This window comes from Arthrobacter sp. SDR-2R, assembly GCF_057747955.1.
Genome location: NZ_CM173231.1, coordinates 238,604 through 252,425 on the forward strand (window position 1 = coordinate 238,604; position 13,822 = coordinate 252,425).

15 protein-coding genes are annotated in these 13,822 nt (G+C 66.9%); 7 read left to right on the plus strand and 8 right to left on the minus strand.

Going from position 1 to position 13,822, the window contains the following annotated elements; all coding sequences use genetic code 11:
* Position 1: 1 nt before the first annotated feature.
* Entirely contained in the window at positions 2-664 is a 663-nt protein-coding gene (locus tag AC3ANU_RS01155; protein ID WP_134165340.1) for a DUF6766 family protein, read from the plus strand.
* A gap of 80 nt (positions 665-744) precedes the next feature.
* Here the strand turns inward: AC3ANU_RS01155 and AC3ANU_RS01160 are convergent, their stop codons facing one another.
* The 4 genes from AC3ANU_RS01160 to AC3ANU_RS01175 form a co-directional block, all read right to left on the minus strand.
* On the minus strand, positions 745-1,869 hold the full coding sequence (locus AC3ANU_RS01160) for a glycerate kinase (protein WP_488315276.1): 1,125 nt from the start codon (positions 1,867-1,869) through the stop codon (positions 745-747).
* A gap of 108 nt (positions 1,870-1,977) precedes the next feature.
* Entirely contained in the window at positions 1,978-2,787 is an 810-nt protein-coding gene (locus tag AC3ANU_RS01165; protein ID WP_018770315.1) for an SDR family oxidoreductase, read from the minus strand.
* Between the two features lie 88 nt (positions 2,788-2,875).
* A complete protein-coding gene (locus AC3ANU_RS01170; protein ID WP_488315277.1) occupies positions 2,876-3,319 on the minus strand; it encodes a hypothetical protein in 444 nt (147 codons plus the stop codon).
* A gap of 308 nt (positions 3,320-3,627) precedes the next feature.
* A complete protein-coding gene (locus AC3ANU_RS01175; RefSeq protein ID WP_018770317.1) occupies positions 3,628-4,404 on the minus strand; it encodes a class I SAM-dependent methyltransferase in 777 nt (258 codons plus the stop codon).
* Between the two features lie 212 nt (positions 4,405-4,616).
* Between AC3ANU_RS01175 and AC3ANU_RS01180 the strand changes: the two genes are divergently transcribed.
* The 3 genes from AC3ANU_RS01180 to AC3ANU_RS01190 all read left to right on the plus strand — a co-directional run bounded on the left by AC3ANU_RS01180 (position 4,617) and on the right by AC3ANU_RS01190 (position 9,081).
* Positions 4,617-6,278, plus strand: coding sequence for an ATP-binding protein (locus tag AC3ANU_RS01180; RefSeq protein ID WP_268002401.1), 1,662 nt, complete (start codon positions 4,617-4,619; stop codon positions 6,276-6,278).
* Between the two features lie 20 nt (positions 6,279-6,298).
* Positions 6,299-7,849: a putative bifunctional diguanylate cyclase/phosphodiesterase gene (locus tag AC3ANU_RS01185; protein ID WP_056388484.1), complete on the plus strand. Its 1,551-nt coding sequence runs from the start codon at positions 6,299-6,301 to the stop codon at positions 7,847-7,849.
* Between the two features lie 170 nt (positions 7,850-8,019).
* On the plus strand, positions 8,020-9,081 hold the full coding sequence (locus AC3ANU_RS01190) for an EAL domain-containing protein (protein WP_026265935.1): 1,062 nt from the start codon (positions 8,020-8,022) through the stop codon (positions 9,079-9,081).
* A 76-nt stretch (positions 9,082-9,157) separates the two neighbouring features.
* Here the strand turns inward: AC3ANU_RS01190 and AC3ANU_RS01195 are convergent, their stop codons facing one another.
* Positions 9,158-9,394 (minus strand): DUF6480 family protein, encoded by a 237-nt coding sequence (locus tag AC3ANU_RS01195; protein ID WP_018770321.1) that lies wholly within the window; start codon positions 9,392-9,394, stop codon positions 9,158-9,160.
* A gap of 134 nt (positions 9,395-9,528) precedes the next feature.
* Here AC3ANU_RS01195 and AC3ANU_RS01200 point away from each other — a divergent pair, with 134 nt between their 5' ends.
* Positions 9,529-9,843, plus strand: a complete 315-nt coding sequence (locus AC3ANU_RS01200) for a hypothetical protein (protein ID WP_488315278.1) — start codon at positions 9,529-9,531, stop codon at positions 9,841-9,843.
* On the opposite strand, the gene AC3ANU_RS01205 is transcribed toward AC3ANU_RS01200, so the two are convergent.
* The 3 genes from AC3ANU_RS01205 to AC3ANU_RS01215 form a co-directional block, all read right to left on the minus strand.
* Positions 9,840-10,664 (minus strand): glycerophosphodiester phosphodiesterase family protein, encoded by an 825-nt coding sequence (locus tag AC3ANU_RS01205; protein WP_026265936.1) that lies wholly within the window; start codon positions 10,662-10,664, stop codon positions 9,840-9,842. The two genes, AC3ANU_RS01200 and AC3ANU_RS01205, sit on opposite strands and share 4 nt — an antisense overlap.
* Positions 10,665-10,706: 42 nt before the next feature.
* The gene (locus tag AC3ANU_RS01210; protein WP_018770324.1) at positions 10,707-10,970 is read right to left on the minus strand and encodes a hypothetical protein; all 264 of its coding nucleotides are present in this window, start codon (positions 10,968-10,970) and stop codon (positions 10,707-10,709) included.
* A 111-nt stretch (positions 10,971-11,081) separates the two neighbouring features.
* Positions 11,082-11,900, minus strand: a complete 819-nt coding sequence (locus tag AC3ANU_RS01215) for an HAD family hydrolase (protein ID WP_488315279.1) — start codon at positions 11,898-11,900, stop codon at positions 11,082-11,084.
* Positions 11,901-12,051: 151 nt separating this feature from the next.
* Here AC3ANU_RS01215 and AC3ANU_RS01220 point away from each other — a divergent pair, with 151 nt between their 5' ends.
* Both AC3ANU_RS01220 and AC3ANU_RS01225 read left to right on the plus strand, forming a co-directional pair.
* Complete coding sequence (locus tag AC3ANU_RS01220) at positions 12,052-12,483, plus strand: LexA family protein (RefSeq protein ID WP_018770326.1); 432 nt, start codon at positions 12,052-12,054, stop codon at positions 12,481-12,483.
* A gap of 24 nt (positions 12,484-12,507) precedes the next feature.
* On the plus strand, positions 12,508-13,806 hold the full coding sequence (locus AC3ANU_RS01225) for a Y-family DNA polymerase (protein ID WP_488315280.1): 1,299 nt from the start codon (positions 12,508-12,510) through the stop codon (positions 13,804-13,806).
* The last annotated feature ends 16 nt before the right edge of the window (positions 13,807-13,822 follow it).

Consider the following 13,822-nt stretch of genomic DNA (forward strand, 5'->3'; position numbering starts at 1 on the left):
CATGCGCAAATGGGCAAGGGAACATGGCCTGCTGCTGGCCAACCTGGGCTGCTTCCTGGCGTTCTTCGTGGGCATGATCCTCTCCGGAGCCGCTTCCTACAGTGAAGACCAGCAGGCCCACGGGGAGCCCGCCGTCTCGGTCCTGGAGTTCCTGGGCACGGGCGCCTTCGTCGAGGCCACCTTCGAGAACTGGGAATCGGAGTTCCTGCAGATGGCCATGTACGTGGTCCTCACCGTGTTCCTGTTCCAGAAAGGCTCATCCGAATCCAAGCCAATGGGCAAGGAGGCGCCGCAGGATGAAGATCCCCGCCAGGCGGCCCTGCGGAAGGCCACGCCCTGGCCGGTGCGGCGGGGCGGAGTGGTGCTCAAGGTGTACGAGCATTCACTGTCGATCCTGCTGTTCTCCCTGTTCCTTGGCTCGTTCTTCCTGCACGCCGCCGGCGGTGTGGACGAGTACAACCAGGACCAGCAAAGCCATGGCCAGCCCGCCATCACGTACCTGCAGTACCTGGGCACCAGCCGCTTCTGGTTTGAGTCCTTCCAAAACTGGCAAAGCGAGTTCCTGGCCGTCGCGGTCCTGGTGGGCGCGTCGGTCTACCTCCGGGAGAAGGGGTCCCCGGAATCGAAGCCCGTTGCCGAACCCCACTACGAGACCGGGACCTGAAGGCCCGGCCCACCTGGCCGATCCAACACCCGGCCCAATCCAGCCGGCAATCCAACCAGCCCCACCCAAGTGGCCGTGGGCTAGGCCCCTTCGAGTACCTGGCTTGTTGCCCAGGCCAGGTACTTGCCGGCGTTCGCCACAGCGTCCTGTGGGCTGGATGCGACGTCCAGCAGCTGCGCCGCGGAAACCACGCCGTGCCCGGCAAGGTCCTCAAGGGTCACCAGGATCCTGCCGGCCACCACGATGACGGGAATTCCACGTTCCCGGGCTGCGTCCGCGAGCGCGATCGGCGCCTTGCCGGTGAGTGACTGGGAATCCATGGATCCCTCACCGGTGATCACCAGGTCTGCCTGGTCCAGCTGCGCGGCCAGGCCGGTCAGTCCGGCCACCAGTGCGAAGCCGCCTTCCAGCGTGGCGTCGGTGAAGGCAAGGAACGACGCCGGGAAGCCGCCGGCGGCGCCGGCGCCTGGGACGTTCACGTCCCGGCCCGTTGCTTCCCGCAGCACTGACGCCCAGTTGCGCAGCCCGGCGTCGAGCATTTCCACGCTGTCCTGGTCCGCGCCCTTTTGGGGGCCGAAAACGTGCGCGGCACCGGATGGCCCGTACAGCGGGTTGCGGACGTCGACGGCGATGCGGAACGTGGTTGCAGACAGCCGCGGGTCCAGCCCGGCGGTGTCCAGGGCGACGATGTCCGCCAGGGAACCGCCGCCCAGGGGCACCACGTTCCCCGCGCCGTCCAGGGGCTTCAGGCCGAGGGCGCGCAGGGCGCCGCTGCCGCCGTCGGTCATGGCCGAGCCGCCCAGGCCCAGGACGATCTCGGTGGCGCCCGCATCCAGTGCGGCAGCAATGAGCTGGCCGCAGCCATAGCTGTGGGCACGCAGGGCGTTGGCGGGCGTTGGTTCCATGTCCGCCAAACCGGAGGCCTGGGCCGTTTCGATCACTGCCGTAACCTTGCCGTCCCCCGCCTTGTGGATGGCCCAGGCAGCGCCCAGCGGGGCAAGGATGGGCCCCACCACGGCGTTCAGCCGCTCTTCGTAGCCTGCGGCCACGGCCGCCTCAAGGGTGCCCTCGCCACCGTCGGCAATGGGGAACTGCGTGACGACGGCGTCCGGGTACACCCGCAAGGCGCCTTCCGCGATGGCAGCGGCAGCCTCGGCCGCCGTCAGGGACCCCTTGAACTTGTCCGGAGCGATAAGAATGCGCATGCGCTCCATCATGCCAGCAAGCCGCCGGAAAGCGCTTGCCAGATCCGCGATATGGACTCTGTGACTGCCCCACGCTCAGGAGAACAGCCAGCGACAGGCACCAGGGGCCTACGCTTCGCGCCAGTCGTTGCTGGTGATGTGCGATCCCGCCTGCGGACCCATCTGGAGCATCCCGCCGTCGACCACCCACGCCGCACCGGTCACGTAGCTGGAGGCAGGCGAGGCGAGGAAGGCGATGACGTCGGCGATCTCCCGGGCATGCCCGGGCCGGCCCAGCGGCACCCCGGGGCGCTTCGTCGTCGTCGGGTCCTGGTCCTCCTGCCCCGTCATTGGCGTGGCAATCTCCCCCGGCGCCACCGTGTTGGCGGTGATGCCGTACTGGCCCAGCTCCAGGGCGAGCGTCTTCATCAGGCCGCCCAGGCCGTGCTTGGACGCATCATAGGCGGACGATCCGACGCGCGGCTGGAACTCGTGCACGCTGGACACCGCCACCAGCCGGCCGCCCTTTCCGGCCTTGACCATGCGCCTTGCTGCCGCCTGCAGGCAGACGAACGCGCCGTTGAGGTTCGTGTCCAGGATCCTCATCCAGTCATCGATCCCCATGTCCAGGAACTTTGTGCTCGCACCCGTCCCGGCATTGTTCACGAAGACATCCAGGCCGCCCAGCTCCCCGGCGAGTTCATCGATCACGCCGGCAGCGGCGTGGAGCTCGGTGGTATCCAGCTGCCGGACCACGGCCTTGCGCCCCAGGCCGCGGATTTCTTCGGCGGTACCCTCGGCGCCTGCCTTATCCGAATGCCAGGTGACACCCACGTCCATGCCGGCGCGGGCGAGCGCCACGGCGGTGGCCTTGCCGATTCCTGAGTCTGAAGCGGTGACGATGGCGGTGGTGGGCGTGAAGTTGCTGGTATCCGGCATGGCGGGGCCTTTCGTCAGGTCTGGCGGGTCTTGTCAGGGCGGCTCTGGTTCGGGCAGGGCGGCTCTGGTTCGGGCAGGCCGGCTCTGTTCAGGCCGGGCGGCGGAGATCGGGCTGGTAGGACTCGTCGGCGGCGGTGGCCGTGCTGCCGCCGGCTTCCCGGGGCTCCGGCTGCGGTTCGGGCACGGCCATCAACGGAACCGCGAAGGTCACCACTGGCCGGGCACCGCCGTCGTCCGCCGACCTGATGGTCAGGCTCCTGGTGCCGGGCGGCACCGACGGGGTAAACACCTGCAGGTTGCGGGAACCGACAGTGGCCGATTCCTGCAGGGTGTATTCCGTGCCGAAGTGGTCCTCCACGATGAGGTGCGGTTCAGCCGCGTCATCCGAGGGAAGGTGGATGTTGACCACCAGGCCGGATGCCCAAACCTCCACTGACAGGATGGTGAACTCCGTGGCGGAGGTGACGTGCCGCCCATAGGTGGGAGGAAGGAGCATCCGGCGCAGGGCGCCGGATGGAATGAAGTTGCTCATGATGGTTCCTGTAGGTCTTGCGCCGACGGTCGGGTGGCGGCGCCGGAGGGTGATCCGGTGGCGGCCGAACGTGGTGGCGCGGGTGCGGCTTAGGCGTCTTCGCGGTCCGCGGCATCCGCATCGCGGATCCGGTTGCCTTTATCTCCTGCCATGGCAGTCTTCCCTCCATCCCCAGCTAACTAGTAAGTCTACTTACCATAGAGCCTCCGGATCCGGCCCCTGTCAAGGGGATGGAAGGCAGCCTGCGGCCGGGCTGCGGGGATATGCGTGAAGTCTGCGGAATCAGTTCGAACACCCCACTGCCAGGGCTACCGGCGGGGGCGGACCACCGCGTAATACCCGGGCACCCTGTCCTGGCCCGGCACGCCGGTCACCGGGTTGGTTTCGATGGCCACATGGCCATCCTCAAGGAGTTCCCAGTCCGACGCCGGGAACGCACGTTCGCGCTCTTCCGGCCCGAAGTGCCCCGGCATGGGAAGCCCGCGGATGGCCAGCTCCAACGGCGCCGGAATGCCATGCGTGCTTGCCCCAAGATGGGTGACGTACTCCAGCGGGTTTCCCTGGAAGTTGGTTTCCGCCATGAAGACCGTCCCGCGGCCGCCCACCAGGATCCGCAGGTTGTCGACCATCGCCGTTTGGTGGGCCGCATCGAGGACATGCAGCACGCCGCGGATAAAGACGTTGGCGCCGTCAGGGCCCAACTGGAAGGACTCCGCCAGTTGCCCGGCAGCACCCTCCGCCGTCATGTCCCTGGCTTCAAAGGCGGCGTTTCCGATTCCTGCGGACTCCGCCCGCGCCCGGGCAACAGCATGGGGTGAGACATCCACGCCGATGACCCGTGGAAAGATCCCGGCGAGCGCGCGGGTGAAGCTGCCGTGCCCACAGCCGGTGTCCACAACGGGAAGCGCAGGGTCCAGGTTACGAAGGAGGCTGTCCTGGTAGCCCTGGAACTCATGGTTGCTCCCCGAGTCCCAGAGGACCTCGCCGCCCGGACCGGTGGAAGTAATGCCGGCCCAGTACCGGTCCCACGCCTTATGCCGGTCCTTGGGGGCGCTGCGTGAGAGCCTGATGAGCTTGGGGATCATCAGGTACTTCTGCCAGGTGGACCGTGGCGACTTTGTTGGAGACACGGCTCAAATATATGGTCCTGCCCGTCCCGGTGGCGGACCTTCGGCAACATTACGGCGTGCCACAACTCCCTGGCAGCGCGGAAAGCGGGGGTAAGGGTGCGCACGCCGTGGACCCGCTTCGCCCGCATCCCCCTAGAATGTAGTCAACTGGGAGGGAAGGGAGCACTGTGACGGCTGTCCCGAGTGACGCGCGCCTGCCCCGCACGGCCGTCGTGGCCGATCCCGACGCAGGCCGGAGGGCCCGTAACGCCCAGGCGCTGCGCGACGCCGGATACACCGTCCTCGAAGCCACCGACGCCGGCAGCCTCGCCGCGGTGCTGGACGGCGGTGAACCGTCAGTCGTCGTCGCCGATGCCTTCCTCTCCGGCGTCCTGTCCACCACCACGTCCGCCGCCCCGGTCCTGGTGATGGTGGACCTGGACAGCCCCGCGGAGATCGCAGCTGCCAACCCGCCAGGTGTCCACGACTGCATCACCAAGCCGCCTGCACCCCAGGAGCTGGTGCACCGCGCGTCCGTCCTCATCGACCAGGTATCCCGCCGCCGCGCCTCCAGGCAGGAAGCCGAAGCGCTCCGGGAGCAGTTGCGTGAAGTCTCTGCCGCGGTGCGCGCCACCAACGACCCCCAGGAAATCGCCAACCACGTCGTCGCGGGATTCGGCCGCACCTTCAAGGCCGACCACGTTGTCCTGGCAACCTTCGAGGATCACCGCGTCCCCGTCATCACGGCCGGGTGGCACAGGCGGGGCCTCGCGGAGCTGCCCGCTGACGCCCTTCCACGCGAGGAAGACGCCCGTGCCACGGCGGACATGCTCTGGGCCGGGACCGAGACGCTCTCCGCCGACGGAAACGAACCGGCCGCCCGCAGCGAGGCGAGGCCCGGCCCCGGTCCCGCCATCGCTGGAGCCGCCTCAACCCTGGCGGTGCCCATCGGCGAAGGAAATTCCTCCCTGGGCATCATCTGGATCGCCATGATGGACCGGCCCCGGACCTGGTCCAGCGCTGAACTGGGGCTGATCCAGCACGTGGCCGGCAACGCCGCCTACGGCCTCATCCAAAGCCACCTGATCAGCAGCCAGCAGCAGGTGGTCAAGCAGCTGAGGGAACTCGACAAGGCCAAGACTGACTTCCTGGCAACGGTGAACCACGAGCTGCGGACGCCGCTGACCTCGATCATGGCGTACCTGGACATGATCCAGGAAAGCACCGAGCATCCGGTGTCCCGGGAGGTCCACCAGATGCTGGACATCGTGGTCCGCAACACCGAACGCCTCCGCACGCTCATCGAGGACATGCTCAGCGTCTCCCGCGGCGGGCTGGACAACGCCGCGATGCAGCTGGCACCCGTGCGGCTGGGTCAGACCCTGGATCTGGTGGCCGCGGCGCTCCGTCCGCTGGCCACGCTGCAGAACGTCACCATCGACGTGGACCCCGTTCCGGAGGATCCGGAGATACTCGCGGACGAAGTGCAGCTGCAACAGGTCTTCACCAACCTGGTGTCCAATGCCATCAAGTTCACGCCCAGTGGTGGACGGATCGAGGTGGGCAGCGAGTCCCATGCCGCCGCGGACGGCTCCAAATGGGCCACCGTGCGCATCGCCGACACCGGCATCGGCATCTCGAGCGATGAAATCAACCACGTATTCACCAGGTTCTACCGCGCCTCCAACGCGATGAACGGCGCCATCCCGGGAACAGGCCTGGGCCTTGCCATCTCCAAGGACATCGTGGACCGCCACGGCGGCCGGATCGACGTCGCCTCCACCCTGGGCTCCGGGACCACTGTCACCGTCAGCCTTCCCCTCGGCACCGACAACGTCCAGGCCAACTAGGCGCCGAAGGAGGACCTGCCATGTTTGCCGACGACGATCCCCGGCTTTCGCAGCTGCTGGAAGGTATTGTCCGGCTGGCTTCCGGGGACCTCAGCTCACGGATCGAGGTCTCACCCGCCCGGGATGAACTGGACGCGATCATCATGGGCACCAATCTCCTGGCCGAGGACCTGCAGATCATCTACGAGGAGCTCGAGCAGCGGGTGCAGGTCCGGACCCAGCTGCTGCACGAGGCGCACCTTGAGATGCAGAAGATGGCAATGCAGGACCCGCTGACCGGCCTGGCCAACCGGTCCGCACTGATCGAAGCACTGCGCACCGCCCTGGAAGCCCGCACCGCGGCCGGCGGCGAGCCGGCGGATGAAGGCCCCGCCATCTTGCTGATGGACCTGGACGCGTTCAAATCCATCAATGACAGCCTGGGACACACGGCCGGCGACCAGGTCCTGGTGACTGTGGGCGAAAGGCTCCGGACCGCGGTCCGCGCGGCGGACGTCGTCGCCAGGCTGGGTGGTGACGAGTTCGCGATCGTCATGCCGTCGGCGTCGGCAGACCAGGCCGCCATCGTGGCGCACCGCATCCTGGCCGCGCTCACCGAACCCATCGAACTGCCCGGCCGCAGCGTGCGTTGCGGTGCCAGCATCGGGCTCAGCGTGGGCAGTGAAGGCCACAGCCCGGAGGACATGCTGATGGAGGCCGACGTCGCCATGTATGCCTCCAAGGCCGAAGGGCAGAACAGGCTGCACCGGTTCGAGCCGGCCCTGCTGCTGATGCGGCGGCTCCGCAGCCAGCTGGTGGACGACCTGCGGGCCGCCATCAAGGATGACGCGCTGACGCTTTACTACCAGCCCGTGGTGGAGCTCGCCACGGGACGGATCGAGGGCGTGGAGGCACTGGTCCGCTGGAACCACCCCACCCGCGGCTTCATCATGCCGGACGAGTTCATTCCCCTTGCCGAGGAGGCGGGACTGATCTCGGAACTGGGCCTGTGGGTGCTCAGGACGGCTGTGAGGCAGCTCCGGGCCTGGATCGACGCATGCCTGCTGGACAGTACGTTTTCCGTGCGCGTCAATATCTCCGCCACGGACCTGCAGAGCCTGCAGTTCATTGAGGACGTGCGGAACGTGCTCCAGGAGACCGGGGTCAGGCCCGACCAGGTGGTCCTCGAATTGACCGAAGTGGCCATCGTCAAGGGCAATGAACTGGACCGGTACTCGCTGGGCGGGCTGCGCGGCCTGGGCGTGGGCATCGAAATTGACGATTTTGGCACCGGCTACTCCTCCATCAGCTACCTCCGCCGGCTGCCCGTGGACCGGGTCAAAGTGGACAGAACGCTGATTACCGGGCTGGAGACCGATCCCAGCCAGCCTGCCCTGGTGGCCGCCGTGCTGCAGCTGGTACGGGCGTGCGGGCTGGAAGCCGTATGGGAAGGCGTGGAAACCGCTGAGCAGGCGGAAATCCTGCGCGGGCTTGGCTGCCGCAGCGCGCAGGGCTACTACTTCAGCCGTCCGGTTCCGCCGGACCAGATACCCCAACTGCTGGCTGACCAGCAGGAAAGCGCTAACCAGTAACGCAAAACTACTGCGCTTTTGTGGCCGCCGTTATACGATCAGCGTGCGGTGTCTGGTTTTTCGCCGCCGCGAAATTCAGGTCTGGCAACACCGTACTTTTATAAGGCGTTTGGAAATTTGAACATTATTGGGCCATCGGGTCATTACTTCGTCAACTGGGGGCGTTGCTAATGTCGGTTCGGGTACAGGCATGGGGAATTATCGCTGCCGTGCTGGCGGATACGGATCCTGCGGGAGCCGCTGTCCGGCAACGGCTGAGCAGGAGCCTCGACGAGAATCCTGGCGTGCCGGAACGCGCTTTGCTGGAGTATCTCCTGGAGACCCGGCGCAGCGATGCCAACACCGTGGAAACACTGGAAGCGGCCAGGGACATGCGCCTCACAGCGCCCACCCTGCCGCCGCAGTTCGCTGAGCAGCTGGACGCCATCCGCAGCATCTCACGGATCAGCGCCCTGCTCGAGAACCAAATGCTGATGACCGCATTCCAGCCCATTTACGGCCTGGAAGGAAAAACCGTGGTCGGCGCGGAAGCCCTCTCGCGCTTCGTCAGCGATGACGGTGCCGCTGCAGAACTGTGGTTCGCCGAGGCCGCGGCCGTGGGCCTGGGCGCAAACCTGGAGTTCTCGGCTTTGGGATCCGCCGCGGCGGCAGCCCGCGACCTGCCGGACAACCTTTATGTGTCCCTCAATATTTCGCCCACCTCCTGCATGGACCCGCGGCTGCCGGAACTGTTCGACCATATTGAACTCCCCATCGACCGCATAGTGCTCGAATTGACCGAGGACATTCCGGAAGAGGAATATCTGCAGTTCATTTCCGCGATCAATCCACTGCGGGAAAAGGGCCTGCGGATTGCCGTCGATGACACCCACACCGGGGCCGGCGCCCTCAGCCGCATGATCCACCTGCGTCCAGACTTCCTCAAGGTGGGACGCAACGTAATCGGCGACGTCGACAAGGACGGCCTCCAGCGGGCCCTGTCGGCCTGCCTGGTGGACTTCACCGACCAGATCGGCACCATCCTGGTGGCTGAGGGGATCGAAACGGTGGGCGAACTCAAGGTCCTCACCGAACTTGGCATCAGCGCCGGCCAGGGTTACCTGCTGGGGCGGCCGTCAGTGCGGCCCCAGGATTGGGCCAACTGGAACACGCGGCTGGACGTGGACGGCCTGGAGCGCCATTTGGCGGGACCAGGGGAGTCGCGGGGCCGCCATGGCAAAGAGACTTCCTGACACACAGCACGCTCACACCTAAGGCGAGCAGCGCGGCGCATGGCATGACGCCAGGCGCCGCGCCTGCCATTAACCGCTATTCGGAGTGGCCCTGGTCCCGGCTCATCTGGTCCTCTGCCGGCGGCGTCTCTCCCGGGGGCACTCCCCCGCCCGGTTCCAGCCCGGTGACATTGCCCTCTGCCGGGTCGGGGTTTGGCGAACCGGCCGCCTCCCTGCTGCGCTGCTCCGCCAGGTGCGGCTGGGCGGCGCCAACGTCTTCCTTCCCCGGGCGGTCGGGGTTCGCGGGGTCATTCTCCGGATGGTAAGTGCTCATGCTGATCTTCCTTCCTCTCCGGCTGCGGTCCGATTCCCCAGCACTGGACTAATTGTAAGCATGCTGATAATTCTGGAGGAGTAGGGCCGGTATGCCGCTGGGCGCCGGCACGCAATGTCGGAAGGAGCAGTCAGATGGGAATCGGCGACAGCATCGGCAAGGCAGCAGAAAACGCCATGGAGGACCTGGCCGGAACATCCAAGCCGACGGAGAAGATGAATGTGCCCGACCCCACGAACCCCAATGACGGCGTGGAAGTCCACTCGTCCCTGAGTGAAGGTTCAAATGCCATGGAGGCGGAGAAGCAGAAGGCGCCCGGCCTCAATACAGGCGCTGCCCCGGCACCGGTCTCCAACCGTCCCCTGGGCGGTGACACCGACGAAACTGACCCTGGCCAGGCGGACCGCGACGGCCTTACCGGCGACGCCACCGCGCCGTCCGGAGGCTAGGAACCCGGCGCAGGCGGGTGGCCCTGCGGCCACTCCCCGCGCTCCATGAGCACTTCGCGAAGCAGGTCCGCGCGGTCCGTGACGATGCCGTCCGCGCCCAGGTCGAGGAGGCGGTGCATTTCCGCGGCATCGTTGATGGTCCAGACGTGCACCGCCAGGCCAAGGGCGTGGGCGCGGCGGATGAACCCGGCGGTGGCCACAGGGATCCGTCCATAGCGGACGGGGACCTGCAGCGCATGGACGTCCCTGAGCACCCGGCGCATGAGCCGGTGGAACACCGGGCGTGGAAGCACGGGGCCCAGCAGGGTGAAGAGGGCATTGGAGGACACGCCGGCGGAGGAGGCAACCGGCCGGCTGAGCAGTTTCAGCACCGCCCGCCGTCGACGGTCCGAAAAACTGGTGACCAGGACCCGCTGGTGCACTTGGTGCCGCTCGATGGCGGCGGCCGTGCTGTGGACGGAGCCCCAGTCCTTGACGTCCAGGTTCAGCCGGGCGTGTGGCAGCTGGGTCACCAATTCATCGAACGTGGGGATGGGCTCGCGGCCGTTGATCCTGGCCTTGGCGACGTCCGCGGCCGGCAGGTCCGCCACGCGGCCGCTGCCGTCGGTCAGGCGGTCCAGGGCTTCATCGTGGAAGAGCAGCAGCACGCCGTCGGCCGTGGTGTGCACGTCCGTTTCCAGGTACCGGAAGCCCAGTTCGACGCCGGAGCGGAACGCAGCCATCGAGTTTTCCAGCCCCTCAGCCGAGAACCCGCGGTGGGCCATGGCGATGGGTAGCTGCCGACCGGCGTCGTCCTTGTGCTCGAAAAAGGGCAGGGTCACAATGTGAGCGTACCCGAGCCGCGCGGGGTTGGGGCCGGCGGGTCAGTCAGCGCAGTCGGTTTCCCCGCATGGCACAATGTCCACCCCGTCGCCGCAGTGCAGGAGCGTCCGGCCGCGGCCGCCGTCCAGGTGGACCCAGACTGCCGTGTGGTCGGCGGTGATGGTGTCCACCACGCCGCCCGCCTCAAAACCGGGAGAAAGCAGGACGCGGACCCGGTCGCCCTGGCGCAGCTGCTTCCAGTGCGGAGCCGGGGTTGCTGGCCGGTGCGGCCCATCGGCCATGTGCTGTTTGACGTTCCTTGCCATGGTTGCCCCCTATGAGCCGGCGTAAGTAGTGCCTGCTTTCCATGGTTCACGCTAGGGGGCGAAGGTAAACGCCAGGTGAGCGGCAGCTGTGAATACGGGGGGCTGCTGCGGTCAGGAAAACTGGACGCCCAGGGAGGCGAGCCGCGCCTCCAAAACCTGGGCCACGCCGTCGTCGTTAAAATGCGGTGCCTGCTGCCCCGCCGCGCGGATGGCCTCCGGATGGCCGCTGGCCATGGCATAGCCGTGACCCGCCCACCGGAGCATCTCGATGTCATTGGGCATGTCGCCGAAGGCCACCACATCCGCGGCGTCAATGCCCAGCCCCGAAGCGTACTCGGCCAGGGTAACGGCCTTGTTGACCCCCGGCAGGGAGAGTTCCAGCATGGCAACGCCGGGCGAGGAGTGGGTCGTCGCGGCCAGGTGTTCGACGGCGGGTGCCACCTCGGCGAGGAAATCATCGGGTGTGCCGTCGCGGACGATGGCAAGGAATTTGACCACCGAATCGTCACTGGTGAGCGTGTCCTTCAGCGGGGCCGGGGTGAATTCGGCCAGCAGCTCGCTGGATTCGTTTTCGATGAAGCCCGGTTCCAGATGGAATCCGGTGAGCGTTTCCGCTGCGAACAGGGCCGCGGGGCGGAGCGCCTTGATGATGCCGCGGACCTCCAGGACGGTGTGGATCGCCAGGGTGCGGGCGGAGACCAGGCGGTCCGCCTCCAGGTCCCAGACCACGGCACCGTTGGAGCAGATCACCCGTCCCGTGTGGCCCAGCTGCTCCTCGAGGGGGTGCAGCCAGCGCGGCGGACGGCCCGTGACAAACACGAGCTCGACGCCGGCATCGCGGCAGGCGTGGAAGGCGCGGATGGTGCGGGGGCTGATTTTTCCGTCGTGCCCAAGGATCGTTCCGTCAATATCGCTTGCTACCAGCCGCATGATGCCAGTCTACGTGGGGGTTTGTGCACCGTCGCCGCCGGGGCGGCCGCTTCGGGTCCGCGGGCTGTCCAGGGACGGCCGGGGTGGTGCCGTTGTCAGCCTCCGGGTCTACACTGAAACTATCGAACATATATTCGAATAAGGGTGTGTTGTGGGCGTTATTATTGGTCCCCGCGTGATAGATGCGGGCGCCTCGTTATTCTCGGTGCTGATCTCCCCCGTGGCGGTGGCGGCAGGGTTTCCGTCTCCTGCGCAGGACTACTTTGACGGGCGGATCGACTTGAACGCGCACCTCATCAAGGACATCACCAGCACCTTCGTGGTCCGGGTCACCGGGGACTCCATGGAGGGCGCCGGCATCAGCGACGGTGACGAACTGATCGTGAACCGGGCACTGGAGCCGAAGGACGGGTGCGTGGTGATTGCGGTGCTGGACGGGGAGCTGACGGTTAAGCGCCTCCGCATCACCGGCACCGGCGTGGTGCTGCAGGCGGAGAACCCCAAATATCCGGATATCCACGTCCCCGCCCTGTCCGAGCTGACCATCTGGGGTGTCGCCACCAGGTGCCTGCACCATGTCTGAGGTATTCCATGTTTGAGGAGCAGCATGCCTAAGCCGGTGCTCATGCGGCGGATGCCGCAGATCGCCCACGTGGATGTCAACTGCTTCTACGCCTCCGCGGAGCGCGCCTTCGACCCCTCCCTGGAGGGCCGCCCGCTGGTGGTGCTGTCCAACAATGATGGCTGCGCGGTGACCCGCTCCCCCGAGGCGAAGGCCCTGGGCATCGCCACCGGCGAGCCCTGGTTCAAGCTCGCGCCGCGGGCCAAGGAGTGGGGCCTGGTGGCGAAGTCCAGCAACTATGAGCTCTACGGGGACATCAGCTCCCGGGTGATGGAGCTGCTGGGCAGGTACTCGGCGTGGCTGGAGGTGTACAGCATCGACGAAGCGTTCCTGGGCGTGAAGGGAAAACCCGACGAGCTGCTGGCCCTGGGCCGCAGGATGAAAGAGGCCGTGCGGCGGCACGTGGGGGTGCCGGTCTGCGTGGGCATCGCCCCCACCAAGACCCTGGCAAAGCTCTGCAACAAGTGGGCCAAGAACAACGCCGCTTTTGGCGGGGTCTGCCTCTGGGAGTCGGTCCCGGCCGACGTTCGCGAGGCCCTCATGGGCCGGTTGCCGGTGGACGAGGTGTGGGGCATTGCCGGGCGGCTGATGAAGCGGCTCAACGTGTTGGGCATCTTCACCGTGCGGGACCTGGTCCGGGCGGATCCGGTGGCGATCAGGGACAAGTTTTCGGTGGTGCTGATGCGCACCGTCCTGGAACTGCGCGGCACCCCGTGCATTCCCATGGAGGAGGAGCGCGTCGGCCGCGACCAGCTGATATTTTCCCGTTCCTTCGCCACTCCCGTGACCACCGCCGCCGGCCTGCGCGAGGTTCTGAGCATCTACGGGCAGCAGGCGAGCGCCAGGCTGTCCAAGCACGGACTGCAGGCGAAAGTGCTGACGGCCTTCGCTGCCACGTCCCCCTTCAGGGATTACGAACAGGCCTACCCTTCGGTCTGCGTCTCCTTGCCCATGCCCACCGCGGACCCACTCCTGCTCACCAAAGCCGCCCACGCGCTGCTGCCCAATATCCGGGATGGACTGAAATATGCCAAAGCAGGCCTGATGCTCACCGACCTGCGGCCCACGGGAAACCAGCCCCCGCTCGAACTGTTCGAGAACCGGCACGAGGAACGCGGCATCGGGCCGTTGCTCGAGGATGTGAGCCGCCGGTTTGGACGGGGGTCCATCGGGCTGGGGCATGCGGGCATCAAGTCGGGCCTGGACTGGACCATGAAGCGGGACATGCGTTCGCCCCGTTACACCACGCACTGGGACGAGCTCCCCCTGGTGAAGGCCGCGTAGGGGCACCAGGAGGGCC